Here is a 23,523-nt window from a genome sequence, read left to right as displayed (position 1 = left end):
CCCCTCCTCCGCACCGCGAATGCACGCATTCCAACGACGCCCGCTGATCCGACGTGACCGGAACGAAGAGAACCTAGGTGGTCCTGCCGATGACCCGCTGGACGGGGTCCGGCGGGTCGGCGTCCTTGTCCTTGACGTGCGAGTCGGGGACCGCCGGCCCGTACACCTGGCGCATCGGGAGCACACCGCCCCAGGCGTTGCCGTGGTCCCAGTCCCAGTCCTGCCGGTTCTCGTGCTCCGGCTCGGCGGCGTGGTGCCGCTTGACCTTCACCGTCGCGTCCTCCGTCAGGCTGACGGAGAGGACCCCGGTGGTGGGGGTGTGCTCCCCGTCCGAGTCCAGTTCGCCGCCCTTGCCGTCCTTGATCGGGCGCAGTTCGGGCCACCGGCCCGGGATGACCTGGTTGCTGAGCGCCTCGAACGCCTTCGCCCGGTCCGCCGGATCGACCTTCCGCGCGATGCCGTCCACCACCACGGAGCGGTAGTTGAGGGAGGTACTGATCGCCGCCCGCCCGACGATGAGGCCGTCGAGCAGGGTGACGGCCAGGCAGACGTGGACCCCGGCGTCGTTCCACAGCTGCCGCAGCGAGGGCGCCAGCTCGGTCTGCGGCGGCCAGTAGATGGAGCCGTGCAGATAGAGGAGCCGCTCGTCCCCCTCCTCGTGGTACGCGTAGACCATGGGCACGCACCTCGGCCGGCCCGTTTCGGGGTCGACGTGGGCGAGGGTGCAGACGTAGCCCTGCTTGAGGACGGCTGTGGCCGCCGCCAGGTCGGCCGTCTCCTTCGTCCTCTTGAAGTGACCGCTCATCCTGTCTCCTCGTTGGCGTCCTCCAGGGCCTTGGCCAGGATGGCCCGGGCCACGCTCTCGGGGTCCTGGCCGTGGAAGGGGCGGTCGAACAGCCAGTTGTAGAGCATCTCCCGGGAGATCCGCGGCTGGTAGGCCGGAACTTCGTGCCCGGCGTCGGGCACCGCGACCTGGGTGACGTTGTTGAGGCTGCGGACGAAGCCCTTCGGGTTGCCCTGCGCCTGCTTCCAGATCAACCGCGGGACCTCCTGCCAGCCGTCCTTCATGATCTCGTCGAGGATCTCCTCGGTGCTCTGGTAGCCGCAGGCGGTGTCGAAGTCCCCGGTGTAGAGCAGGACCCTGTAGTTCTCCTTCGCGTGGATGAGCTCGGCGTACAGCGACGAGGCATCCGCCATGTTGTCGGCCTTCAGTGCGGTGGCCACCGGACCGGAGTTGTCCGCGGACTCCCACGCGTGGTCGACGTGCAGGGCCTCCTTGACGGCGGGGGTGTTGAGGTAGACGGGCAGCGCACCCGCGGACAGGTCCTCCCAGCGCCGTACGTCGTAGACGTCGAAGTCGCCTCCGTAGGCCAGGATCGCGTTGACCAGGCCGTTGCCGAGATCGGTGGCCTTCTTCATCTCGCCGGCCCTGAGGACGTCCTGGAAGTGCCTGTACGAGGAGTCCAGGACGTCCTTCTGGCCCTTGCCGAGGAATCCGGACGCGTAGGCGTAGTCGATCATGACGCGGATCGAGAGTTCCGGTCTGATCCAGCCGTTGCCTACGGCGATCCCCTGCAGATTGAGGTGCTTCTTGGGCCTCTTGAGGTTCTCCTGGTGGATCTTCCGGGCGATGTACGGCACGTACTTGCCCGCGTAGCTCTCACCGCAGACGTAGAGGGGGCACTTCTGGTACTCCGGGTACGTTTCGAAGAACTGAACCAGCGCCCGGTGGAACATCTCGCTGAGTTCGTCCTCGTCCTCGACGTACGTTTCCGACGTCCTGCAGTAGCTGTATCCCGCGCCGACCGGCTGGTCCCAGTAGAGGACGTGGGCTTCCTGGTTCCAGGTGTCGGGGCTGACCGAAATGGTCCCGGCGGCGTCGTCACCGACGCGCAGCGGCCCGTTCTCCAGGAACAGGCCCAGGAGCGACGAGGCGCCGGGACCGCCGTTGAGCCAGATCAACAGAGGGGTCTTCTCGATCAGGTCCTTCTGCTCGTCGGCGTCGACGTGGGGGTCGCAGGTCTGGCTCTCGAAGAACCAGTGGAACAAGCGGCTCTTTTCGGTGCCGGGGCCGTCGACGTCCGCGTACCCGGCGTAGGACCGGACCGTCTTCGGGGCTCCTTCCTCCTCCTTCTTCCCGGGGTCGGGACAGAAGTGGATCGTCTGCGTGTTGAAGGCGTTCGCCGGGATCGCGTAGACGGGCTGACGGGGCATGGTTCACCTTCCGTTTCGGGAGGGAGGTCAGGACGTCGGCGTAACGCGCCCGGGCAGCGGGCGGACGTAGCGCTCGATGTAGCGCTCGGTGTGCGCGACCTCCTGGAGGACTCCGATGCGCTGGCCCAGGAGGAGCTGGAGTGCGGGGAACCGCTTCTCCTCGAACAGCAGGATGTTCAGTGAACCGCCGTACTGGAAGTAGCCGATCTCGTCGCCCTTCTTCACCTCGACCGGGGTCGACTCCTCCGTGATCCTCCGGAACGGATCGAGGAACCTCACGGAGCCGATCGAGTTGAGGCCGACGGGCACCAGGGCGACAAAGCCTTCACCGTCCGGATCCCCGTTGTGGTCCACGTACGGCGTCTTGATGATGGCGTATCCGCGGCGGAAGTCCTCGAACAGGCTGTAGTCGTACCCGTAGCCGACGTTCCCCTTGTTGAGCAGGTCAGGGAAGTCCCGGATCCCGTAGTAGACGCCGCCGATGTCGTCGCGGGCCTCGACCACCCGGCCGCCGACCGGGGCGTGGTAGCGGTGGTAGGTGTCGGGCATGAGGATGCACGACACGGCCGTGCCACCGATGAACTTCTCGGCGTACTTGGAGCCGTCGAGCAGCCTGCTGACACTCATGGTCACGGCCGCCTTGATCGGGAGCGGCGTGTCGGGCGCCAGATTGTCGACGATCATGTTGACGATGCAGTCGGTCGGGGCGGTCACGACGCTGGGGTCGTCGGGGTAGTCGATCGGCCGCTTGCCGGGCTTTAGTTCCCTGATGAAGAACTTGTTGAGGGTCGACCAGTCCCCCTTCTTGAAATCGGCCATCCGCTTCGGGCCGAGTTCATCGATCCACTGCTGGACCAGTTTCTCGGAATCCGTTGAGTCCATCTGCCGGCCCTGCAGCTGCGTGAAGTCAGCCAGCACCTCACGTCCTGATTCGCTGGTCACGAACGCGAGCCCCGCGGCGTTCTCGTAGCTGATCCAGCTGAATTTACGGATGTATTTCAGCCCGTCGGAGATGGGCTGCTTCCAACCCCAGTCGTACCATTCGACGAAGAATTCCGCCAGGGTCATTCCGGTCGCCCCTCGCCAGTCCTTGTAGACGTCGGAGTCCGGGTACACCGTGGGCGGCGTCAAACCCCTGATCGCCGCGTCGAACTTGCGCCTGAAATCGCTTTCCTCGTCATCGTAGAGCTTCTCGACCTTCTCCTTGAGCTCTTTGATGTTCTGCGAGGCCATGTCCCGCTTCCTTCCGTGCGATGGGATCCCCCGGGCGCTGCGCCCTCACCAGTACGTCCCGATCCACGAAGAACCGCGCCCGCAGCTACGCCGTTCGTCTAAAAACCACCTCCGCCCGGCGGTACGCCGCGTGTCGCTCCCGGCCGCGGACGGCCCTGAAGCAGCAGATCCACAAGGGCACTTCGGCACGGAAGGCCGGTACCGGTGGCGAACGCGCCCGGCCGTCTCGGGCGCCCACGGGCGCCCCGACGGCCCACCTGGCGCCCGATGCGGAGCGACCGTGATCCGCGCCGCCCAGCCGGCCGCCACTGCGGCAGCGCGGGCCCTGACCGTCCTCGCCCCTCCTCGCCGGCCCGTCGTCCGCCGGGGCCCGCAGCAGCACGGGCCCCGGCGGAAGGGCACACCGAGTCGATCACCACCTCCCCGAGCGGCGTCCCTCCCCCTCGGCTTCCAGGAACTCGCGCCGCCGGCGACCCGAACGCGTCTCAGGACACCTGTCGAACTCGGCCGCAGACGATGCCTATCAGCCGGACTCGCACCACTCCGTCACCATCCGCGCACGCTCCAGATGCGCTGCGGCAGTCCCCGCGCCGGGCGTGCACGCCGAGGCACGTGAGGCAAGGGCGTTGGTGCGGGCTGCCGTTGTGGCTGCGGCATGCCCGAGTGGGCCTGGTTGCCCTGCACCCGAGCACCGATCCACCCGGGCCCGCCTGGCCGGACGACCAGTGGGGCGTGCGGCTCGGCGCGCTGGAGAACCTCACCGACGGCCTGAGCGGCTGCACCGGCGGCGGTCCGTCCGACCGGGCGTCACCGTCCGGTGTCCGTACCCTGCCCGCCCCTCGGTGGCTCCGGAAAACCGGTACTCCGCGCCGGCGTGCCCGGGCGAGGATAGCGCCGTGGCGGACGTGCCGGTCGCCGCGCCCGCGCGCCGCCCGCATCCCGCCTCCCACCTCCCGCCTTCCATGGAGACCCTGACGCCATGACCGACTCCGCCCTCGGCCGCTTCTACGACGCGTTCGCCGACGACTACCACCTCCTCTACGCCGACTGGAACGCCTCCGTCGCCCGCCAGGGCGCCGCGCTGGACGCCCTGATCCGCCGGCACCTCGGTGACCGCCCGGCCGAGGTGCTGGACTGCGCCTGCGGCATCGGCACCCAGGCGATCGGCCTGGCCGCGCTCGGCCACCACGTCACCGGCAGCGACCTCAGCCCGGTCTCCGCCGCCCGCGCCACCGCCGAGGCCGCCGAGCGCGGTGTCCGGCTGCCCACCGCCGCCGCCGACATGCGAGAACTCCCCTTCCCGGACGGACGGTTCGACGTCGTCGTCTGCGCCGACAACGCGCTGCCCCACCTGCTCACGGCCGAGGACGTCCGCGCCGCGCTCGGTGAGATGCGACGGGTCCTGCGTCCGGACGGACTGCTGCTGGTCACCACCCGCCCGTACGACGAGCTGCGCCGCACCCGGCCCGCCTCCACGTCGCCGCAGACCGCCGACTACGACGGCCGACGGTCGGTCCTCTTCCAGCTCTGGCAGTGGCGGGAGGACGGCGAGCGGTACGACCTGGAGCTCTTCCGCCTCCTTCCGGACGACGCCGGCGAGTGGCAGGTCGCGGTTCGCCGCTCCACCTACTGGGCGCTCACCCAGGACCAGCTGAGCGCCTTCGCCGCCGAGGCGGGCCTGTCCGGCATCCGCTGGGAGCAGCCCGTCGACACCGGCTTCTTCCAGCCCGTCCTGATCGCCCGGGCATCCTGACCTCCCGAAAAGACTTCGGCACGGTCCCCGCGGCCGCAGCACGAGCGGCATCCCGACCATCCGCGCCGCTCGGGCCTCGAACCCCGCCTCAAGGCAGTGGCCGCGGGTCCGAGCGCCGGTCCGGGGCGCCGGGGACCACTGCGCTCCCGTGGCGCCGCGACTGCGCACCGCCGTGGTGCTCGACCGACTGGAGCGGGCCCTGGCCCGAGCCCCGCGACGGCCCGTCCGCTCCTCCCCTACCGGTCCAATGCCGCCACCGCCTCCGCGACCCGGGCCGCGCCGTCCTCCTCCGCCATCGCGCGGGCCGCCTCCTGGGCCCCTTCCCTCAGCCGCTGCTCCTCGACGGCCTGCCGGACGGCCTCCGCCAGCCGGTCGGCGGTCAGGTCGGCGAACCGCACCGGCGTGGTGGCGGCACCGAGCCGGGCGAGCCGACCGGCCCAGAACGGCTGGTCCGCCGTCACCGGGACGGGGACGCTCCGCACGCCCGCGCGCAGGGCCGCGGCCGCCGTGCCCGCGCCCGCATGGTGCACGACCGCCGCCATGTGCGGGAACAGCCGGGCGTGCGGGAGTTCGCCGACGGTCAGCACGTCGTCGCCCTCCCCCGCGATTCCGGCCCGGCCGGTCTGCAGCACGCCCCGGACGCCCGCCCGCCGCAGGGCCTCCACCGCGAGGGTGCTCAGCCGCTCGCCCTGCCCGGCCGCCATGCTGCCGAAGCCGATGAACACCGGTGGCGGTCCCTCCCGCAGGAAGTCCTCGACCTCGGCCGGGAGGCGGTGGTCGTCCGGTACGTACGGCCACCAGTTGCCGACCACCCGCAGCCCCTCCCGCCAGTCGGCCGGGCGCGGTACGACGGTCGGGCTGAAGCCGTGAAACACCGGCCAGCGCGCCCGTTCCACGGCTCGCCGGCGTGCGGTCTGGGAGAGCGCCGGGAGTCCGAGCCGCGACCGCATCCGGCGGGCGGCCTCGGCGTGCAGACGATCGACGACCCGCTGGCCGAGCGCCCCCGCCGCCCGGTTGCCCCAGCTCCCCAACGAGCGGACGCCCCCGACGACCGGCGGGAACTCCCGTGTCGGCAGCGTGGGTTGCAGGTAGACCCCCAGGCTGGGAACGTCCATCGCCTCCGCGAGGTGCCAGCCCAGCGGCGCGGTGGTGGTGCTCAGCAGGAGCAGATCGGCGCCGGGTGCGGTGGCGTCCGCGAGCCCGTCGCCCAGCTGCCCGATGAACGCCGCGGCCCGCGCGAGCAGTTCGGAGCGCCCGCGCGCGGGCCCGGCACCCGCGCCGTGTGGATCGACCGGGAGCGGCCGGAAGTCGAGGCCGCTGCCGGCCACCAGCTCGCGGAAGGCCTCGGGCGCCGCGAGCGCGACCTCGTACCCCGCACCGCGCAGGTGCGCCCCGAGCCCGGTGTAGGGGGCGACGTCGCCGTGCGATCCGGCGGCCATGACGAGGATCCTCATCGGGCCGCCCCGTCGACGTCGTCGACGTCGTTGCCGTCGTTGCCGTCGTTGCCGTCGAGGTCGTTCGCGTCACGCCGCTCGGCGTTGGCGCCGATGGCCGCACGGAGGTAACCGGCCAGGCCCGGGCGCTGCTCGGCCGGCGGGACGACCAGGGCGAAGGCCCGGGCGTCCGCCTCGTAGTCGTCGGCGATCCGGCAGTGCATCTCCGGCGGGCAGGGCGTGAACCACCGGGTGATGTGCTGCCGGTGCCGCTCCGCGAGGTCCAGCACCGTCCGGTGGTCGACCGGCAGCCCCGCGTCGAAGGCCTCCAGCAGCCGGCCGCGCCACTCGGCGGCCTCCGCCATCAGCTGCTGCCAGTCCTCCTTGGAGTGGGTGGCGGCGCGGGCCAGGGCCTCCCGGTGGCTGTCCCGCTCGCCCCACTTGAGGTGGGCGTCGGCCGCGTAGCTGAGGTCGAAGACCACGTCCCCGAAGACCTCGAAGCGCTCCTGCGGCGTCAGCTCGACCCCGGTGCGCCGGACCTCGATGGCCCGCTCGGCGACGTCGACCAGCTTCTGCAGGCGTCCGATCTGCTCGGTGAGGGCCTGCCGCCTCGCCAGCAGGTGGTCGAGCGCGTTGGCCTGCGGGTCCGCCAGGATGTCGGCGATCTCGTCGAGCGGGAAGCCGAGCTCCCGGTAGAAGAGGATCTGCTGGAGCCTGGCGAGGTCCGCGGCGCTGTAGAGCCGGTAGCCGGCCGGGCTGCGCTCACTGGGCGCGAGCAGCCCGGACCGGTCGTAGTGGTGCAAGGTCCGGATCGTGACCCCGGCGAAGCCGGAGACCTGGCCGACCGACCAGCTCATGCGTCCCTCCGATCATCCGTTCGTTCGCTGCGCCCCACCGTGCGGCCTGACGTGGGGTGAGGGTCAACACGCGCAGCCCAGGGGCCTGCTCCGGATGGCTGGAGGCACCCCGGATCAGGTCTCGCGCTGCGGGTGGTAGGCGCTCTCGGGTATGCCGAAGGTCCAGGCGACCCCGGCTCGCGCGGTGCGGGTGCTCGGGGGGACACGCAGCCAGTAGGTGCGGTGGGTGCCGTCCGGTTCGGGGGTGGAGTTGACCACCTCGACCATCACCACCGGCTCGTCGTCGGGCAGGACGATCCGCCAGAGCACTCCGGTCTCGTCCCGGTGGACGGGCTCGGCGCCGGAGTCGGCCAGGTAGCGCTCGTAGCCGTAGTGCTCCAGCAGGACCCGGCGCAGCTCGGCGTTCTCCTCGGTGCGGATCCGCTCGACGGTCACCTCGGCCAGGCCGGCCAGGAACTCCGGCGGGACGGGCATGCCGCGCCAGGCGTGCAGGGCGAAGCCGTCGGCGTACTCCAGGGCGGGCCCGTCCGCCCGGTCGAGCCGTCCGGCCTCGTCGCGGTGCAGGACGGCCGGCCGCTCGCTGAGCAGGACCACCTCCCGGTACGGCCACCACCAGCCGGCCTCCCGGGCCAGTTCGGCGAGCGGTGCGACGGCGTCGGCGCTCGCCCCGGCGGCCTCGAAGGCGGCGAACCACGGCGCGTCGTGCTGGCCGCGCACGGCGTCCAGCAGGGCGAGCCGGACGGTGGTGCGGCGGTCCCGCGCCTCCTCGGCCACGGCGGCGTCGGCCTCCCGGTCGGCCTCGGGGGCGAGCCGGTCGAGCACGGCGTTGCGCAGTCGGTCGGCGAGCGGGGTGGTGACCGGTCCGAGCTCGCCACCGGTGAGCGCCCAGTGGCCCGCCCACCCGCTGGTGCCGACCTGCTCGACGGCCCGCCGGCGGGCCTCCTCCCAGGGCCGGGTGCGCACGGCCTCACGCACGCTCTGCGCGCCGGCGGCCCGCAAGCCCAGGGCCGCCTCGGTCGCGGCGAGCGGCGAGTCGAACCAGCGGACGGCCGCGGGCTCGGGCAGTCCGGCCGCCCGGTAGGCGGCCCGGACGGCGCGCTCGGCCGCCGCCCTGTCCGCCGGCCCGGTGGCCGCCCCGGCCGCCCGCCAACGGGCCGTCGCCTCGGCCGGCCCGGGCAGCTCCCGCGCCTGCGCCCGGTCGCCGCGGGCCTCGTCGTGGATCACCGTTTCCATCCCTGCTCCGTTCCCGGCCGGGCTCCCCGCCCGGCCGTCCGTTCCCGTTCCCGTGCCGCGGCCCCGGCCGCGCCCTGCCCTCGTGCCCCACCCGCGTGCCGCCCCCGTACGGCGGGCGGAGCGGTCGTCAGTCCGCGACCACCCGCACCGCGCCGGGCGCGTACTCGCGTTGGCGGACCACCCGGTACCAGCTCTTGGGCAGCGGTATCGCCGCGTGCTCCTCGTGCACCACCCGGCCGCCCTCGGGCAGGTGCAGCCAGCCCGCGCCGAACGGCCCGGTCTCGCGGCGCAGCTCGCCGGGGCCGACCACGGCGTGGGCGTGCCCGGTGACCTCACCGAGCGCCAGCACCATCCGGCCCCGCGCGTCCCGGGGCTGCACGGCCAGCCCCGCCACCCGCGGCGGCACCGCGCTCTCCTCTACCGGCACGATCAGCACATCGCCCTGGCGGTACATCAGTCCTCCCTCGCCGTACGGCCGGACCCCGGCGGACGCCGGAACCCACGGCTCCGCCGCGTCTGCCGCGGTCACTCTCCGGAGCCAGGACCCGAACATAGAGCAAGGGTCTGACAACGCGCCCGGGCGGCGACCCGGCCGCCGGATTGTCAGTCCCGGCTGGTAGACAGTTGTTCGGCCCAGATCCCGGAGGAGCAGCGCATGACTGTCAACGACCACATCGAGCGGTTCCACGGTCTCCCCGTCTTCGACTTCGTGGAGGCCTTGGAGGAGGCCGAGGAGAAGGGCGGATCCGGCGCCGTCGAGCTGCCGGACGCGGCCTCGGCCGCCTGGAGGGTCAAGCTCGACTACGAGTCCGAGGCGACGTTCGCCGAGCGCTGGGAGCAGTTCCTCGGCGCCGTCGACACCGAGCGGGTCACCGCCCTGGTGATCGGCCAGTGGTCCCCGGACGAGCCGGACGGCTTCCAGGAGCCGATGGAGGCGATCGTCGCCGCCGCCGGCCGGCTGCCCGCCCTGCGCGCGCTGTTCGTCGGCGACATCACCTACGAGGAGTGCGAGATCTCCTGGATCCAGCAGTGCGACATCACACCGCTGCTGACGGCCTTCCCGCGGCTGGCCGAGCTGGTGGTGCGCGGCGCCTCGCAGGACTGGGACGGCAAGGGCGGTCTGGCCCTGCGGCCGCTGCGGCACGAGGCGCTCAAGGCGCTGCGCTTCGAGGCCGGCGGCCTGCCGGGCTCGGTCGTGCGCTCGGTGGCCGGCTGCGACTTCCCGGCCCTGGAGCGGCTGGAGCTCTGGCTGGGCGTGGACAACTACGGCGGCGACGCGACGATGGCCGACGTCGCGCTGTTCCTGGACGGCACCCGCTTCCCCGACCTGCGCCACCTCGGCCTCCAGAACAGCGAGTTCCAGGACGACATCGCGGCCGCCGTGGCGCACGCGCCCGTCGTCGCCAGGCTGGAGTCGCTCAACCTCTCGATGGGCGTGCTGACCGATCAGGGCGCCACCGCCCTGCTGGAGGGCCAGCCCCTCACCCACCTGCGCTCCCTCGACCTGCACCACCACTACCTGACCGAGGAGATGCAGCAGTGCCTGCGCCAGGCCCTCGCCGGGGTCGAGGTCGACCTCTCCGAGCCCGGCAAGCCCGACGACCGGTGGCGCTACGTGGCCGTGGCCGAGTAACCGTCACCTCCCGTACGTACGCACGCACCCGACCACTCGACCACTCGACCACTCGACCACTCGACCCACCAGGATCCTCCATGACCGTCTCCCGCCACATCGAACGCTTCCACGAGTTGCCGGTCCACGAGTTCACGCCCGCCGACGCCCGGCCGCGGCCCGCCGCGGGCGCCGTCGCCTGGCGGCTGTCCCTCGAGTACGGCTCCAAGCAGGACTTCGTCCAGCTCTGGCAGTCCTTCCTGGAGGAGGTCGACCCGGCCGGTGTCCGCGCCGTGGTGATCGGCGCCTGGTGGCAGGACGGCTACACGCCCGTGCGCTCCGCCGTCGAGGCCGTCACGGCCGAGGCGCAGCGCCTGCCCGCCCTGGAGGCGCTGTTCCTCGGCGAGGTGACCTTCGACGAGTGCGAGATCTCCTGGCTGGAGATGGACGACGTCACCCCCTTGCTGAACGCCTTCCCCGGGCTGCGGTCGCTGGCCGTGCGCGGCGGCACGGACCTCGCCCTGGAGCCGGTGCGGCACGACCGGCTGACCAGCCTGCGCTTCGAGTCCGGCGGCCTTCCGGCCACCGTGGTGCGCGCGGTGGCCGGCTCCGAACTGCCCGCGCTGGAGCGTCTGACCCTCTGGCTCGGTGTGGACGAGTACGGCGGTGACGCGACGATGGACGACCTGGCACCGTTCCTGGACGGTTCCCGGTTGCCGAAGCTGCGCCACCTCGGGCTGGCCAACAGCGAACTCCAGGACGAGATCGCCGCCGCCCTCGCTCACGCCCCCGTGGTGGCCCGGCTGGAGTCGCTCGACATCTCGATGGGCGTGCTCTCCGACGAGGGCGCCACCGCCCTGCTGGAGGGCCAGCCGCTCACCCACCTGCGCTCCCTCGACCTGCACCACCACTACCTGAGCGACGCGATGCAGGAACGTCTGCACGAGGCCCTGCCCGGGGTCGAGCTCGACCTCAACGACGCCGAGGCGGACGAGATGGACGACGAGGACGACCGCTACGTCTCGGTCTCCGAGTAGCCGGACACGGAGGCGATGACCGTGCGACTGACCGTCCTCGGCAACCCGGGGCACCGACGGGTGACGCTGTTCGCGGACGCCGCCCGGGCCGCCGGACTGCCCGAGCCCGCCGTCCTGCCCTGGCTGGACGTGCTGCGCGGCCGGTACCGGCTGCCCGAGGACGGCCTGCTGCGCATCGAGTCTCCCGGCGAGGAGCCCGAGGTCGACCGGCTGCTGCGCGGCCCGGCGCTCGGCCCCGGCTACGCGCCGACCAGGGTCGAGGGCACGGCCGTCTGGTACGCGGGGGTCATGGCCGCGCTGCGCGGGCTGGCCGCCCGGCCCGGCGTACGGCTGCTCGGCGATCCGGAGGAGATCGCCGTGATGTTCGACAAGCGCCGGGCGCACGCGCTGCTCACCGCCGCCGGGGTGCCGGTGCCCAGGGCTCTCGGCGGCGAGGTCACCGGCTGGGAGCAGCTGCGCGAGCGCCTCGCCACGGCCGGCCTGCACCGGGTCTTCGTCAAGCCGGCGCACGGCTCCTCCGCCTCCGGGGTGATGGCCCTGGAGTTCGGGCCGCGCGGGCAAGTGCAGGCCACCACCTCGGTGGAGCTCACCGACGGCGGCCTGCACAACTCGCTGCGGGTGCGCCGCTACCGCGGCGAGCGGGAGGTCGCCGCGATCGTCGACGGCCTGGCACCGGACGGCCTGCACGTCGAGCAGTGGATCCCGAAGGCCTCGCAGTCGGGGCGCTCGGCGGACCTGCGGGTCGTGGTGGTCGCCGGCCGGGCCACCCACGCCGTGGTGCGCACCAGCACCCAGCCGATGACCAACCTGCACCTCGGCGGCGCCCGGGGCAGCATCGACCAGGTCCGGGAGGCCGCGGGGCCTGCCTGGCCGGCCCTGCTGGAGACGGCCGAGCGCGCGGCGGCCTGCTTCCCCGGCTCGCCGATGGTCGGCGTCGACGTGCTGCCCACGGCCGGCTGGCGGCGCGCCCTGGTCGGCGAGGTGAACGCCTTCGGCGACCTGCTCCCCCGCCTCACCGGCCTGCCCGGCGGCCCCGCCGAGGGCCTGGACACCTACGGCGCCCAGCTGGCCGCCCTCACCGCCCCCTCCCCGTCGTCGCCCGCGACGACGGACCACCAGATCACGGAACCCGCTCGATGAACCACCTGACCACCACCCCGGCCCCGGCCCACACTCCCACCCCCGACATGAACGCCGTCGTCGGCAGCCACGACCTGCTGCTCGTCACCCTCGACACGCTCCGCTTCGACGTCGCCGAGGAACTGGCCGCCGCCGGCCGCATCCCGCACCTCGCCGCCGTCCTCCCCGGCGGCCGCTGGGAGCGCCGGCACGCGCCCGGCAGCTTCACCTACGCGTCCCACCAGGCGATCCTGGCCGGCTTCCTGCCGACCCCGGCCTCCCCGGACGGACCGCACCCGCGCCTGTTCGCGGCCCGCTTCGCCGGATCCGAGAGCACCGCCCCGCGCACCTGGGTCTTCGACGCCCCCGACCTGCCGACGGCCCTGGCCGCGGCGGGGTACCGCACGGTGTGCATCGGCGGCGTGGGGTTCTTCAACAAGCAGGGCCCCCTGGGCTCGGTGCTCCCCGGCCTCTTCCAGGAGAGCCACTGGGCACCCGAGTCCGGCGTGGCCTCGCCGACGTCCTTCGAGGTGCAGGTCGCCCGGGCCGAGCGGGTCGCCGCCGAACAGCCCGCCGACCAGCCGCTGTTCCTCTTCCTGAACGTCTCGGCGCTGCACCAGCCGAACTGGTTCCACCTGCCCGGCGCCACCCGCGAGCACGGGGACTCGCGGGCCAGCCACGCCGCCGCCCTGGAGTACGTGGACGCGCACATCGGCCGGCTGTTCGCCGCGATGAGCGCCCGCCGCCCCTGCTTCGCGATCGTCTGCTCCGACCACGGCACCGCCTACGGCGAGGACGGCTACATCGGGCACCGGATCGGCCACGAGGTGGTCTGGACGGTCCCGTACGCGCACTTCACCCTCCCCGCCCGACCGGCGGGCGCCGCCGCGACCTCCGAGGAGCCCTCATGACCACCGCGCCCACCGCGCCCCCGCGCCCGGACTCGCCGTACCAGTCGTACGTCTACGCGTACCCGCACAAGACGGCCTACCGCCCGCTGCCCGGACGTCCGCCGCTGCGCGAGCTGTGGGCCGGCGAACCGCAGCACGCGCTCTCGCTCTACCTGCACATCCCGTTCTGCGAGGTCCGCTGCGGCTTCTGCAACCTGTTCACCCGGATCGGCAGCCCGGAGGGCCTGACCACGGCCTACCTGGACGCCCTGGAGCGCCAGGCCTCGGCGGTGCGCGCCGCGCTGGACGACGGGGCCCGGTTCGCGCTGGCCGCCTTCGGCGGCGGCACCCCCACCTACCTGACGGCCGGCGAGCTGGAACGGCTGTGCGACATAGCCGAGCGGCGGATGGGCGCCGACCTGCGGGCGGTACCGCTCTCGGTGGAGGCCTCGCCCGCCACCGCGACCGCCGACCGGCTGGAGGTGCTGGCCGCCCGGGGCACCACCCGGCTGAGCCTGGGCGTGCAGTCCTTCGACGACGCCGAGGCGCGCTCCGCCGTCCGCCCGCAGAAGCGGGCCGAGGTGGAGGCCGCCCTCGGCCGGATCCGCGCGGCCGGGTTCCCGGTGCTCAACATCGACCTCATCTACGGCATCGACGGCCAGACCGAGGCGAGTTGGCTCCGCTCGCTGGACACCGCGCTCGCCTGGCTGCCCGAGGAGCTGTACCTCTACCCGCTGTACGTCCGCCCGCTGACCGGCCTGGCCCGGCGCGGGGAGCAGGAGAGCCGGTCCGCCTGGGACACCCGGCGGCTCGCGCTCTACCGGGCCGGCCGCGACCACCTGCTCGCCCACGGCTACCAGCAGGTGTCGATGCGGATGTTCCGCCGGGCCGCCTCCCCGCAGGCCGGAGCGGGCGAGTACGCCTGCCAGACCGACGGCATGGTCGGCCTGGGCTGCGGCGCCCGCTCCTACACCTCACGGCTGCACTACTCCTTCGACTACGCGGTGAACGCCACCGAGGTGCGCGGCATCATCGACGACTACGTCGCCACCGAGGACTTCCACCGTGCCGAGGTGGGCCACTGGATGGGCGGTGCGGAGCCGCGCCGACGGCACCTGGTGCAGTCGCTGCTCCAGGCCGAGGGCATGCCGCTGGCGGACTACCGTGCCCGGTTCGGCGGGTCCCCGGCCGAGGACTTCCCGGCGGAGCTGGCCCGGTTCGCCGAGCGCGGCTGGCTCGCCGACGGCGACCCGGCGTTCCTGCGGCTCAGCCCGGAGGGCCTGGCGCACTCGGACGCCGTCGGGCCGATGCTGTTCTCGCCCGGGGTCCGGGCCCTGATGGCGGCGTACGAGGCGAAATGACCTTCCTCGGCATGCCCTCCGCCTCGCGGCCGCCGGAGGAGGACGGCGCGCGGGACCTCACCCTGCTCTACCGCGGTCCGCTCTCCTCCTGCGACTACGACTGCCCGTACTGTCCGTTCGCCAAGCGGCGCGACAGCCCCGGACAACTGCGGGCCGACCGGGCCGCGTTGGAGCGCTTCACCGGCTGGGCCGCCGGGCGCGCGGGCACCGGCGACACCCTGTCGCTGCTGTTCACGCCCTGGGGCGAGGGGCTGGTGCGGTCCTGGTACCGCCGCGCGCTGGTCGAGCTGAGCCGTCTGCCGCACGTCCGCCGCGTCGCGATCCAGACCAACCTCAGCTGCCGCACGGGCTGGCTCGCCGAGGCCGACCTCGACGCCCTCGCCCTCTGGGTCACCTTCCATCCCGGCCAGGTCACCCGTGACCGCTTCCTCGCCAAGTGCCGCGAGCTGGACGCACTCGGTGTGCGGTACAGCGTCGGCGTCGTCGGCCGGCCCGAGCACCTCGACGAGGCCGGCCGGCTGCGCGCCGAACTCTCCGAGGACGTCTACCTGTGGGTCAACGCCGCCGAGGGCCTCGACTACACCGACGCCGAGGCCGCCCGATGGGCCGCTCTCGACCCGCACTTCGGCTACAGCCGGCACGCCCATCCCAGCGCCGGGCTCCAGTGCCGCACCGGCGAGTCCGTGCTGTCGGTGGACGGCGACGGCACGGTGCGCCGCTGCCACTTCGTCCGGGACGTCCTCGGCAACCTGTACGACGGCAGCTACCGCACCCGACTGCGGGCGCGGGCCTGTCCGTTGCCGGTCTGCGACTGTCACATCGGCTACGTCCACCTGGAGGCCCTGCCGCTGTACGAGCTGTTCGGTGCGGGAGTACTGGAACGTGTGCCGCACGGCTGGCCACGGGGCCGGTGACACCTCCGCGGCCGGCCGGCCACCCCGGGTGAAGGCCTCACTTCGCCCGCGCCGCCGAGGTCAACTCGCTCCGGAGGCCGGCCCCGCATGACGTCCGGCAATCTCCCGCGCACAGTCCGAAGCCGTTCCGCGTCCACCGGGCGGTACCGCCCGCACATCCCTAGCCTGGTGGTGACAGGGAGGAGGCGAAACACCATGCTTGGAGACGCTCCGCTGCAAGCAGTCATCCCCGCCGCCGATCTCACCCGCGCCAAGGCCTTCTACACCGACACCCTCGGCCTCAAGCTCGCCGAGGAGAGTGAGGAGGAGTTCGTCTGCGACACCGGCGGCACCCAGGTCACCGTCTACCACACCCCCAGCGGGGGGCAGGCCGCCCACACCCTGGCCAGCTTCAAGGTCGCCGACCTCGACACCGAGATGGCCGGCCTCCGCGACCGCGGCATCACCTTCGAGGAGTACGACTTCCCCGGTCTGAAGACCGTCAACGGCATCGCCGAGGGCGAGGGCATGCGCGCGGCCTGGTTCAAGGACAGCGAAGGCAACATCCTCTGCGTGTCCCAGCGGATCGGCCGGTAGTCGTCCCGCCGGCCGGTAGTCGTCCCGCCACCCGCCGCCACCCGCCCGGTCGGCGGACGGCGCCGCGAACCCGCCCGCCGACCCGTCCCATCGGCGGCCGTCGGTCACCGTCGGCGCGCCCGCCGCCAGACCGTGCGGGCCGAGGCGACCGGGTCGAAGGAACCCGGGCGGTCCCGGGTCAGCGGGTAGCAGGCGAAGCCGATCAGGGCCGCGCTGAAGTGGCCGATGCTGGTGTAGTCCCGGCTCTGCAGCACGCCCAGCCCGTAGACCACCAGCACCCCGGCCGCGTACAGGTACCGCCAGGGCCGGACGATCAGATAGGTGAGTACCGCGACCACTCCGGCCAGCGCATAGCTGACGCCGTAGTCCAGGGTGTAGACGGCGCTCGGCGAGGCCAGCCCGCGGTGGATCGCCCAGCCGAGCACGCCCTCGCTGAGGTACGTGGCGCCGACGTGCGCGAGCGCTGCCACCGAGATCCAGCGCAGCGTGCCGAGCCATCGTTCGGCGGGCACGTGGAAGAGGTTGTACAGCAGGAAGTAGGACAGCCAGCCGCCGCCCGCGATCCACAGGGCACTGGTCACCAGGACACGGACCGGCGAGACCTGGAGGTGGTGGAGGTTGGTCGAACGCCGCTCCAGGATGCGGTCGGCGGTCGCCGGATCGACGTGCCGGATCACCTGCGTGGTGACGAGCAGGATCGCCAGCCAGATGTAGGTGCCCGGCGCGCGCCGGACATAGGCCCACACCGCGTGGGCGGCGCGCGCCCACCGGGGCCGCCGGTGTGCCTCGGGGCCCTTGACGGTGCTGCCGGCCATCGACGCCTCCTCGCGACACTCCTCAGCATCCCCCTCACCCTCACCCCCGCCCGCCGCCACCCGCCACCCGCCACCCGCCACCCCGCCACCGGTCGCCGGGTCGCCGGGTCGCCCGCCACCCGCAACGTCCTGCCACCACGACGTAGCCGCACGAGAGAACCGCGCCTCCCGGCCCCCGCCTCCGGCCCCGGCGCCTTCCGGCCGTTCGCGTACGCTGACGCTCGGACCGTCCCGGCCGCGGCCTTTCCCGCCGCGCACCGGGCGAGCCGGTTCCGGGAACCGCCGAACAAGGGCACCAGGCACGATGAGCGATCGCCTCGCCACGAGGACACCGACCGGCCCCGCGGCTTCCCGGCACCCGGCGCTGAGAGCCGCCGTCCGGCTGCGCCTCACCACGGCGTACGTCCTGCTGCTGACCGTGGCGGCCTCCTGGCTGGCGAGCCAGGGCCATGCCGAGCGGGCCCGCTTCGTGCGGCACAACAGCAGCAACGTCCATCACCTGGAAGTGGGCAAGTGGTGGACCCTGTTCACCAGCGGCCTCGTGGTCGACGGGGTCCCGTCCTGGGCGGGTATCGCGGCGGTCGCCGTCGTCCTGGGCCTGGCCGAGTGGCGCTGGGGTCCGGCCCGGGCCGGTGCGGTCTTCGTCCTCGGGCACCTGGGCGCCACCCTGCTCACCGAGGGCGCCATGTGGGTGATGGTGACGGCCCGCATCCCGGGCGCGCTGTCCCGCGCCCGGGACGTGGGCATCAGTTACGGCCTGGTCGCGACCGGTGCCTGCCTCCTCGCGCTCGGCCCGCGTCCGCTGCGTCGCTACGGACTGTCGGCGCTCGCCCTGGCCCTGGCCGCCGCCTGGGCGCTGGATCAGCAGCTGGCCGACGCCGGCCACCTGGTCGCCCTCGGGCTGGGCGCGCTCGCCTCCCGTACCGTCTGGCTGCGCACCCGGGCGCCCGCCCTGACCTCCTGATCGACCCCAACTACCTGTCCGGCCAAGCGAGTCGGCCGGATCGCCGCCCGACGCGCGGCGGCCGGGCAGCCCCCTGCAGCCACCCAGGCTTTCGTATGCTCTTGCATTGCTCTGCAAATCTATGCCAGAGTTCGGGCATCGGATCGATTACGCCGATTCCCGTCACACATCGCTAGATCAGGGGCCCGCTACGCGGGTCAAGGGTGCATCCATGTCGAAGGTCTTGAGCAAGCTGCCGGTCGGTGAACGGATCGGCATCGCATTCTCCGGTGGGTTGGACACCTCCGTCGCCGTCGCGTGGATGCGCGAGCACGGTGCGTTCCCCTACGCCTACACGGCCGACATCGGCCAGTACGACGAGCCGAACCTCGCCGACGTCCCGGCCCGTGGCCGCGCGTACGGCGCCGAGCAGGCCCGACTGGTCGACTGCCGGGCCGAGCTGGTCGAGGAGGGCCTGGCCGCCCTCGCCTGCGGCGCCTTCCACATCCGCTCCGCCGGGCAGACGTACTTCAACACCACCCCGCTCGGCCGCGCGGTGACCGGCACCCTGCTGGTGCGCGCCATGCAGGAGGACGGCGTCTCCATCTGGGGCGACGGCTCCACCTACAAGGGCAACGACATCGAGCGGTTCTACCGCTACGGCCTGCTGGCCAACCCCAACCTGCGGATCTACAAGCCGTGGCTGGACCAGGCGTTCGTCGACCAGCTCGGCGGCCGCAAGGAGATGTCCGAGTGGCTCGCCGAGCGCGACCTGCCGTACCGGGACTCCGCCGAGAAGGCCTACTCCACCGACGCCAACATCTGGGGCGCCACCCACGAGGCCAAGCGGCTGGAGTACCTGGACACCTCCCTGGAGATCGTCAGCCCGATCATGGGCGTGGCCTTCTGGGACCCCGAGGTCGAGATCCTGACCGAGGACGTCACCGTCGAGTTCGAGTTCGGCCGCCCGGTCCGGATCAACGGCCAGGAGTTCGCCAGCGCCGTCGACCTGGTCCGCGAGGCCAACACCATCGGCGGCCGGCACGGTCTGGGCATGTCGGACCAGATCGAGAACCGCATCATCGAGGCCAAGAGCCGGGGCATCTACGAGGCCCCCGGCATGGCGCTGCTGCACATCGCCTACGAGCGGCTGCTCAACGCCATCCACAACGAGGACACCATCGCCACGTACCACACCCAGGGTCGGCGGCTCGGCCGGCTGCTGTACGAGGGCCGCTGGTTCGACCCGCAGTCGCTGATGCTCCGGGACAGCATCCAGCGCTGGATCGGCCACCCGGTCACCGGCAGCGTCACCCTGCGGCTGCGGCGCGGCCAGGACTACTCGGTCCTCGACACCCAGGGCCCCCACTTCAGCTACCACCCGGAGAAGCTGTCGATGGAGCGCAGCGTCGACGCCGCCTTCGTCCCGGACGACCGCATCGGCCAGCTGACCATGCGCAACCTCGACATCGCCGACTCGCGCAGCAAGCTGGAGCAGTACGCGGTGCACGGCCAGCTGGCACCGTGGAGCGGACTGATCGGCGAGCTCGCCCCGGGCGGTGCGGCTCCCATCGCCGCCGGCAGCGGTGACGAGAAGGACCCCACCGCGCTCGACCTCGCGGCGATCGAGTCCGGCACCGACTGACGCAGCCCGTGCCCGCGGAGGGCCGTCGCACCCCGGTGGTGCGGCGGTCCTCCGTCGCTCTCCGCCGCACCCTCCGCCCGCACCCGCGCTCCGCTCCGCGCTCACCCGAACGGCGGCACCGGCCGTGCGCCGCCCGCCCGTCGGTAGCTGAATGGCGGACGGCGCACGGCGGCGGGAAGGGCAGGTGCGGGGATGGGCGAGGCGATCGGCCCGATGCTGGCCTCCGCGGTGGCGGTCGCGCTCTCCCCGCTGCCGCTGATCGCCCTCCTCCTGATCCTCGCCTCACCGCGCGGCCGGACCAACGGGATCGCCTTCACGGCCGGCTGGCTGCTCGGCCTGACCGCGGTGGTGGCCGCCGTCGTGACGGCGGGAACCGCGTGGAACCCCACCCGCACCACGCCGACCTGGCCGTCCTGGCTGAAGCTCGCCCTCGGTGTCGTGCTCCTCCTGCTGGCCGCCCGGCAGTGGCGCGAGCGGCCGCGCCCCGGCCGGGTCACCGCGCCGCCGGTCTGGCTGCTCTCGATCGACCGGCTGTCCGCCGCCCGGTCCGCCCGTCTCGCCGTGGTCCTGGTCATGACCCGTCCGAACACCCTCGTCCCCGCTGTCGGCGGGGCAGCCTCCATCGCCGCCGCCCCGACCGGTGGCCGGGAAGCGGCGGTGGCGGCCGCCCTGCTGGTGCTGCTCGGTTCGCTGGGCACCCTGGTGCCCTTCGCGGTCCACCTGCGGGCCGACGACCGCGCGCGGCGCTCCCTCGGCGAGTTGCGGGCCTGGACGGCCACCCACAACGCGGCGATCATGGTCGTCGTCCCGCTGCTGCTCGGCGCGGAGTACCTGGGCGCCGCCGTTTCCGGGCTCACCTGACCCCCTGCCTCCGGCCCCCGGCCCCGGCGACGGCCTCGGCCCGCGCGCTCCCGGACACGCCCCGCCCCCGACCCCGGCCGCCCCGGCAGCCGCACCCGGTCACCGGATCCGCACCACTCCCCGCCCCCGTACCGCCCGGACCGCCAACCGACCGGGGTCGGCCCTCGGCCGCGCCGCGACCGCCTCCCGCACGGTCAGCAGGATCTCGCCGTCGTAGCGCTCCGCCAGCACCCGCGCCAGCTCCGCCGCCCCGCCCGGCCGGACGTCCGGCGCCAGCTCCGGCAGCCGGCCCGGGGCGCTGAGGTCCTGGGCCTGGGCCGCCCAGTGGGCCGCGTCGCACCGCTCGCCCTCGGCCGTGTAGTGCACCGCCAGGCAGTGCACGGCCAGCTGGTCCCCGTACTGGGCTGCTATCCGCCACCAGAAGACGCCGTCCGCCGTGCGGCCCATGCCGTACAGCAGGCAGCCCAGGGTGCGGAAGGCGGTCTTCTCCGCGAGTTCGAGGTCCAGGGCCAGCTCGCCCGGCTCCACCGCGCCCGCCACCCCCGCGCACAGGTGCCGCAGGTCGCGCCGCAGCTCCGCCCGCCCTCCGGCCCACCTGGTCTGCCCGGGGAGCGCCCCGGGAACGGGTCCCGCCCCCGGACCGGAGCCGGCGCCCGCCCCGGCGCCCGTGGCCGGCCCGGCGCCCGTCCCCGTCCCCGCCACCGGTCCCGGGCTCGGCCCCGAGGCCGGCGCGTGCGGCGGCCGGGCACCGGCGGGCGGCCTGGCGGGGCGTTCGCGCACGGCCGGGGCGGGCCGTCGAACGGCGGCGAGCCGCTCGGCCAGCCGGCGCGTGAAGTCCACCGGATCGTGGTCGTCGAACTCCCGGGCCAGCTCACCGGCGTGCACGCGCAGCAGGTCAACGACCTTCATGTCCGCGCCCCGTCGTCGTCCGGGTGCTCCAACAGGTACTCCAGGTGGCGCCGTCCGAGGCTGTAGTAGGTGCGGGCGGTGGTGTGCGCGATGCCGAGGGACCGTCCGATGTCGTGGTAGGACAGTCCCGCCTGGCGCAGCCGGACCACGTCGGCCTGGACCGGGGCGGCCCGCGCGAGCTCCTCCATCGCCCAGTCCAGGGCGTCCAGTTCGGCGAGCTCGTTCAGCTCGTCCTGGCTGGTGTCGGGACGGCGCTGGGCGATCACCCGCAGTCGTTTGCGTTCGGCGCGGCGGCGCTCGCGCAGCACGTCCACGACCGCGTCCTTGACGATCTTGAAGGCGAAGGCCTGCGGATCGGGGCTGGCCAGGGCCCGGCGCCAGTTCTTGTAGAGCGTGGTGCCCGCGTTCTGGACGGCATCCTGGGCGTCCTCACGGTGCCGCAGCCGCTGCTGGGCGTAACGGAGGTACCCGGAGTTCTCGCGAGTGAAGAAGGCCTCGAAGTCGTTCGGCAGGTCGCCGAGCGGGTCGGCTCGCAGGCCCCGCTCCTCGCCCGGCCCGGGAGTGCTCACGCGGCCCCCCTTTCATCGGTCGGCTGGCCGGCCCACCGGGTGGCACGCCGACGGCCCCTTGGGGGCTCGTGGTGTAACCGTCCGGGAGCTCCGGGTTGTTGACCGGATCGGGCGGACAATTGCCGAACGTTTCCGTTCACTTCCGAACAGCGTGGCTGACCTGCCGCTTCGCCCTCACGAGCCCGACCCGAGGGGCAACAATGTGACCCAGATCACAGGGTGCGGGCGGATGGCTTGACAAGCCCCACGACCGCACCCCCGACTCCCACGCCCCACCGGCCCGCCGACCCACCGGGCGAGCCGTCGCGCCGTCGCGCCACCCCCGCGCACGAGCACGGACCGCTTCCCCCCTACGGGGCCGGCTCCACCTCCGCCGCGTCCAGCGCGGCGGTCACCCGGTCCAGCAGTCCGCGCAGCGCGGCCAGGTCCTCGACCGGCAGTCCGGTCGCCGCGAGCAGCCGGCGCGGGACCTGCCCGGCCCGCTCACGCAGCGCCGACCCCTCGGGGGTCGGCCGGACGGTGACCGACCGCTCGTCCTCCGCACTCCGCTCGCGGCGCACCAGTCCGGCCGCCTCCAGTCGCTTGAGCAGCGGGGAGAGCGTCCCGGAGTCCAGCCGCAGCCGCTCGCCGATCCGCTTGACGGGCAGCTCGCCCTCCTCCCACAGCACCAGCATCACCAGGTACTGCGGGTAGGTCAGCCCGAGGTCCCGCAGCAGCACCCGGTACACGCCTCCGAAGGCACGGGAGGCCGCGTTGAGCGAGAAGCAGATCTGCCGGTCGAGGCGGAGCAGCTCCTCGTCGGCCATGCCGGAATGGGTGGTCATGGACCCATGGTACCGATCACCATCACGCCATTGAGTTGTGCGCAATTGAATTGCGTGCTCTACTGGTCACAGCGCAGCGACGACCCAGCGGCCGCCGCGAAGCACGCCGGACCGGCAACCGCCCGGACCACCGGCCGCAGGAACACCCAGGACCTGAAGGGACGCCACCATGGACGCGCTCTACACCGCAGCCGCCACCGCCAACGGCCGGGAGGGCCGTGCCGTCAGCTCCGACGGCCAGCTGGACCTCGCCCTCGCCATGCCGCCCGCGCTCGGTGGCAGCGGCCAGGGCACCAACCCCGAGCAGCTCTTCGCCGCCGGCTACGCCGCCTGCTTCGCCAGCGCCCTCGGCCTGGTCGGCCGGCAGGCCCGGGTGGACACCAGTGAGGTCTCGGTGACCGCCGAGGTGTCCATCGGCAAGGACGGGGCCGGCTTCGGCCTCGCCGTCGTGCTGCGCGTCGAGCTGCCCGAGTCCCTCGCGGGCGAGACCGGCGAGCTGCTGGTCAAGCAGGCGCACGAGGTCTGCCCGTACTCCCGCGCCACCCGGGGCAACATCCCGGTCGAGCTGGTCGTCGAGTAGGCACCCGGCCATCGGCCGGTCACCGCCCCCCCGACCGGCCGACCACGGCCCCGCCCCCGGCGAGGGGGGAGGGCCCCCGCCCGCCCCAGGGGGCGGGGGCCCCGCCGGGGGGGGCGGGGGGGGTGGCCACCCGCCCCAGAGCCCC

The 23,523-nt window shown here is 73.3% G+C and carries 23 protein-coding genes; 12 read left to right on the top strand and 11 right to left on the bottom strand.

Features of this window, described 5'->3' with window-relative positions:
* Positions 1-73 precede the first annotated feature (73 nt).
* The 3 genes from ACFVUY_RS23400 to ACFVUY_RS23390 are packed head-to-tail and all read right to left on the bottom strand — an operon-like array spanning position 74 to position 3,447.
* Complete coding sequence (locus tag ACFVUY_RS23400) at positions 74-805, bottom strand: pyridoxamine 5'-phosphate oxidase family protein (RefSeq protein ID WP_387732782.1); 732 nt, start codon at positions 803-805, stop codon at positions 74-76.
* The gene (locus tag ACFVUY_RS23395; RefSeq protein WP_387732780.1) at positions 802-2,214 is read right to left on the bottom strand and encodes a hypothetical protein; all 1,413 of its coding nucleotides are present in this window, start codon (positions 2,212-2,214) and stop codon (positions 802-804) included. The genes ACFVUY_RS23400 and ACFVUY_RS23395 overlap by 4 nt, the downstream gene beginning before the upstream one ends.
* Positions 2,215-2,241: 27 nt before the next feature.
* Positions 2,242-3,447 (bottom strand): phosphatidylserine decarboxylase, encoded by a 1,206-nt coding sequence (locus ACFVUY_RS23390; RefSeq protein ID WP_387732778.1) that lies wholly within the window; start codon positions 3,445-3,447, stop codon positions 2,242-2,244.
* Between the two features lie 979 nt (positions 3,448-4,426).
* Between ACFVUY_RS23390 and ACFVUY_RS23385 the strand changes: the two genes are divergently transcribed.
* The gene (locus tag ACFVUY_RS23385) at positions 4,427-5,200 is read left to right on the top strand and encodes a class I SAM-dependent methyltransferase (protein ID WP_387732775.1); all 774 of its coding nucleotides are present in this window, start codon (positions 4,427-4,429) and stop codon (positions 5,198-5,200) included.
* A gap of 236 nt (positions 5,201-5,436) precedes the next feature.
* Here the strand turns inward: ACFVUY_RS23385 and ACFVUY_RS23380 are convergent, their stop codons facing one another.
* From ACFVUY_RS23380 to ACFVUY_RS23365, 4 genes are all read right to left on the bottom strand, one after another.
* Positions 5,437-6,654, bottom strand: a complete 1,218-nt coding sequence (locus tag ACFVUY_RS23380) for a glycosyltransferase (RefSeq protein ID WP_387732772.1) — start codon at positions 6,652-6,654, stop codon at positions 5,437-5,439.
* Entirely contained in the window at positions 6,651-7,490 is an 840-nt protein-coding gene (locus ACFVUY_RS23375; RefSeq protein WP_387732769.1) for a MerR family transcriptional regulator, read from the bottom strand. The genes ACFVUY_RS23380 and ACFVUY_RS23375 overlap by 4 nt, the downstream gene beginning before the upstream one ends.
* A 114-nt stretch (positions 7,491-7,604) precedes the next feature.
* The gene (locus ACFVUY_RS23370) at positions 7,605-8,723 is read right to left on the bottom strand and encodes a DUF6745 domain-containing protein (protein WP_387732766.1); all 1,119 of its coding nucleotides are present in this window, start codon (positions 8,721-8,723) and stop codon (positions 7,605-7,607) included.
* A gap of 127 nt (positions 8,724-8,850) precedes the next feature.
* The gene (locus ACFVUY_RS23365; protein ID WP_359904002.1) at positions 8,851-9,177 is read right to left on the bottom strand and encodes a hypothetical protein; all 327 of its coding nucleotides are present in this window, start codon (positions 9,175-9,177) and stop codon (positions 8,851-8,853) included.
* Positions 9,178-9,378: 201 nt separating this feature from the next.
* Between ACFVUY_RS23365 and ACFVUY_RS23360 the strand changes: the two genes are divergently transcribed.
* The 7 genes from ACFVUY_RS23360 (at position 9,379) to ACFVUY_RS23330 (ending at position 16,232) form a co-directional block, all read left to right on the top strand.
* Entirely contained in the window at positions 9,379-10,356 is a 978-nt protein-coding gene (locus ACFVUY_RS23360; RefSeq protein WP_387732763.1) for an STM4015 family protein, read from the top strand.
* An 80-nt stretch (positions 10,357-10,436) separates the two neighbouring features.
* Complete coding sequence (locus ACFVUY_RS23355; RefSeq protein WP_387732760.1) at positions 10,437-11,372, top strand: STM4015 family protein; 936 nt, start codon at positions 10,437-10,439, stop codon at positions 11,370-11,372.
* Positions 11,373-11,387: 15 nt separating this feature from the next.
* On the top strand, positions 11,388-12,512 hold the full coding sequence (locus ACFVUY_RS23350) for an STM4014 family protein (protein ID WP_387732757.1): 1,125 nt from the start codon (positions 11,388-11,390) through the stop codon (positions 12,510-12,512).
* A gap of 47 nt (positions 12,513-12,559) precedes the next feature.
* Entirely contained in the window at positions 12,560-13,402 is an 843-nt protein-coding gene (locus ACFVUY_RS23345; protein WP_387732993.1) for an STM4013/SEN3800 family hydrolase, read from the top strand.
* Entirely contained in the window at positions 13,399-14,742 is a 1,344-nt protein-coding gene (locus ACFVUY_RS23340) for an STM4012 family radical SAM protein (RefSeq protein WP_387732754.1), read from the top strand. Before ACFVUY_RS23345 ends, ACFVUY_RS23340 begins: the two co-directional genes overlap by 4 nt.
* 11 nt (positions 14,743-14,753) lie before the next feature.
* Positions 14,754-15,656, top strand: a complete 903-nt coding sequence (locus ACFVUY_RS23335; protein WP_387732751.1) for an STM4011 family radical SAM protein — start codon at positions 14,754-14,756, stop codon at positions 15,654-15,656.
* A 195-nt stretch (positions 15,657-15,851) separates the two neighbouring features.
* Complete coding sequence (locus ACFVUY_RS23330) at positions 15,852-16,232, top strand: VOC family protein (RefSeq protein ID WP_387732748.1); 381 nt, start codon at positions 15,852-15,854, stop codon at positions 16,230-16,232.
* A 104-nt stretch (positions 16,233-16,336) separates the two neighbouring features.
* Here ACFVUY_RS23330 and ACFVUY_RS23325 read toward each other — a convergent pair whose 3' ends face one another.
* Positions 16,337-17,047 (bottom strand): rhomboid-like protein, encoded by a 711-nt coding sequence (locus ACFVUY_RS23325; RefSeq protein ID WP_387687605.1) that lies wholly within the window; start codon positions 17,045-17,047, stop codon positions 16,337-16,339.
* Between the two features lie 304 nt (positions 17,048-17,351).
* Between ACFVUY_RS23325 and ACFVUY_RS23320 the strand changes: the two genes are divergently transcribed.
* The 3 genes from ACFVUY_RS23320 (at position 17,352) to ACFVUY_RS23310 (ending at position 20,496) form a co-directional block, all read left to right on the top strand.
* A complete protein-coding gene (locus ACFVUY_RS23320; RefSeq protein WP_387732745.1) occupies positions 17,352-18,011 on the top strand; it encodes a rhomboid-like protein in 660 nt (219 codons plus the stop codon).
* A gap of 211 nt (positions 18,012-18,222) precedes the next feature.
* On the top strand, positions 18,223-19,635 hold the full coding sequence (gene argG, locus ACFVUY_RS23315; RefSeq protein WP_387732742.1) for an argininosuccinate synthase: 1,413 nt from the start codon (positions 18,223-18,225) through the stop codon (positions 19,633-19,635).
* A 192-nt stretch (positions 19,636-19,827) separates the two neighbouring features.
* The gene (locus tag ACFVUY_RS23310) at positions 19,828-20,496 is read left to right on the top strand and encodes a GAP family protein (protein ID WP_387732739.1); all 669 of its coding nucleotides are present in this window, start codon (positions 19,828-19,830) and stop codon (positions 20,494-20,496) included.
* A gap of 99 nt (positions 20,497-20,595) precedes the next feature.
* Here ACFVUY_RS23310 and ACFVUY_RS23305 read toward each other — a convergent pair whose 3' ends face one another.
* From ACFVUY_RS23305 to ACFVUY_RS23295, 3 genes are all read right to left on the bottom strand, one after another.
* Entirely contained in the window at positions 20,596-21,405 is an 810-nt protein-coding gene (locus ACFVUY_RS23305; RefSeq protein WP_387732737.1) for a hypothetical protein, read from the bottom strand.
* Positions 21,402-21,974 (bottom strand): RNA polymerase sigma factor, encoded by a 573-nt coding sequence (locus ACFVUY_RS23300; RefSeq protein WP_387687592.1) that lies wholly within the window; start codon positions 21,972-21,974, stop codon positions 21,402-21,404. The genes ACFVUY_RS23305 and ACFVUY_RS23300 overlap by 4 nt, the downstream gene beginning before the upstream one ends.
* Positions 21,975-22,324: 350 nt before the next feature.
* Entirely contained in the window at positions 22,325-22,798 is a 474-nt protein-coding gene (locus tag ACFVUY_RS23295) for a MarR family transcriptional regulator (protein ID WP_359903964.1), read from the bottom strand.
* 169 nt (positions 22,799-22,967) lie between these two features.
* On the opposite strand from ACFVUY_RS23295, the gene ACFVUY_RS23290 reads away from it, so the two are divergent.
* On the top strand, positions 22,968-23,378 hold the full coding sequence (locus tag ACFVUY_RS23290) for an organic hydroperoxide resistance protein (protein WP_355266881.1): 411 nt from the start codon (positions 22,968-22,970) through the stop codon (positions 23,376-23,378).
* Positions 23,379-23,523 lie beyond the last annotated feature (145 nt).

The sequence above is a fragment of the Kitasatospora sp. NPDC058063 genome, from assembly GCF_042885395.1.
Lineage (GTDB): Bacteria > Actinomycetota > Actinomycetes > Streptomycetales > Streptomycetaceae > Kitasatospora > Kitasatospora lactacystinica.
Note: the sequence above shows the minus strand (reverse complement) of the source record. Positions and strands in the feature narration are given on the sequence as shown.

Excerpts from the sequence above, each read along its gene's own strand:
- ACFVUY_RS23400 (WP_387732782.1), bottom strand. The coding sequence starts at position 805 with ATGAGCGGTCACTTCAAGAGGACGAAGGAGACGGCCGACCTGGCGGCG.
- ACFVUY_RS23395 (WP_387732780.1), bottom strand. The coding sequence starts at position 2,214 with ATGCCCCGTCAGCCCGTCTACGCGATCCCGGCGAACGCCTTCAACACG.
- ACFVUY_RS23390 (WP_387732778.1), bottom strand. The coding sequence starts at position 3,447 with ATGGCCTCGCAGAACATCAAAGAGCTCAAGGAGAAGGTCGAGAAGCTC.
- ACFVUY_RS23385 (WP_387732775.1), top strand. The coding sequence starts at position 4,427 with ATGACCGACTCCGCCCTCGGCCGCTTCTACGACGCGTTCGCCGACGAC.
- ACFVUY_RS23380 (WP_387732772.1), bottom strand. The coding sequence starts at position 6,654 with ATGAGGATCCTCGTCATGGCCGCCGGATCGCACGGCGACGTCGCCCCC.
- ACFVUY_RS23375 (WP_387732769.1), bottom strand. The coding sequence starts at position 7,490 with ATGAGCTGGTCGGTCGGCCAGGTCTCCGGCTTCGCCGGGGTCACGATC.
- ACFVUY_RS23370 (WP_387732766.1), bottom strand. The coding sequence starts at position 8,723 with ATGGAAACGGTGATCCACGACGAGGCCCGCGGCGACCGGGCGCAGGCG.
- ACFVUY_RS23365 (WP_359904002.1), bottom strand. The coding sequence starts at position 9,177 with ATGTACCGCCAGGGCGATGTGCTGATCGTGCCGGTAGAGGAGAGCGCG.
- ACFVUY_RS23360 (WP_387732763.1), top strand. The coding sequence starts at position 9,379 with ATGACTGTCAACGACCACATCGAGCGGTTCCACGGTCTCCCCGTCTTC.
- ACFVUY_RS23355 (WP_387732760.1), top strand. The coding sequence starts at position 10,437 with ATGACCGTCTCCCGCCACATCGAACGCTTCCACGAGTTGCCGGTCCAC.
- ACFVUY_RS23350 (WP_387732757.1), top strand. The coding sequence starts at position 11,388 with ATGACCGTGCGACTGACCGTCCTCGGCAACCCGGGGCACCGACGGGTG.
- ACFVUY_RS23345 (WP_387732993.1), top strand. The coding sequence starts at position 12,560 with ATGAACGCCGTCGTCGGCAGCCACGACCTGCTGCTCGTCACCCTCGAC.
- ACFVUY_RS23340 (WP_387732754.1), top strand. The coding sequence starts at position 13,399 with ATGACCACCGCGCCCACCGCGCCCCCGCGCCCGGACTCGCCGTACCAG.
- ACFVUY_RS23335 (WP_387732751.1), top strand. The coding sequence starts at position 14,754 with ATGCCCTCCGCCTCGCGGCCGCCGGAGGAGGACGGCGCGCGGGACCTC.
- ACFVUY_RS23330 (WP_387732748.1), top strand. The coding sequence starts at position 15,852 with ATGCTTGGAGACGCTCCGCTGCAAGCAGTCATCCCCGCCGCCGATCTC.
- ACFVUY_RS23325 (WP_387687605.1), bottom strand. The coding sequence starts at position 17,047 with ATGGCCGGCAGCACCGTCAAGGGCCCCGAGGCACACCGGCGGCCCCGG.
- ACFVUY_RS23320 (WP_387732745.1), top strand. The coding sequence starts at position 17,352 with ATGAGCGATCGCCTCGCCACGAGGACACCGACCGGCCCCGCGGCTTCC.
- argG (WP_387732742.1), top strand. The coding sequence starts at position 18,223 with ATGTCGAAGGTCTTGAGCAAGCTGCCGGTCGGTGAACGGATCGGCATC.
- ACFVUY_RS23310 (WP_387732739.1), top strand. The coding sequence starts at position 19,828 with ATGGGCGAGGCGATCGGCCCGATGCTGGCCTCCGCGGTGGCGGTCGCG.
- ACFVUY_RS23305 (WP_387732737.1), bottom strand. The coding sequence starts at position 21,405 with ATGAAGGTCGTTGACCTGCTGCGCGTGCACGCCGGTGAGCTGGCCCGG.
- ACFVUY_RS23295 (WP_359903964.1), bottom strand. The coding sequence starts at position 22,798 with ATGACCACCCATTCCGGCATGGCCGACGAGGAGCTGCTCCGCCTCGAC.
- ACFVUY_RS23290 (WP_355266881.1), top strand. The coding sequence starts at position 22,968 with ATGGACGCGCTCTACACCGCAGCCGCCACCGCCAACGGCCGGGAGGGC.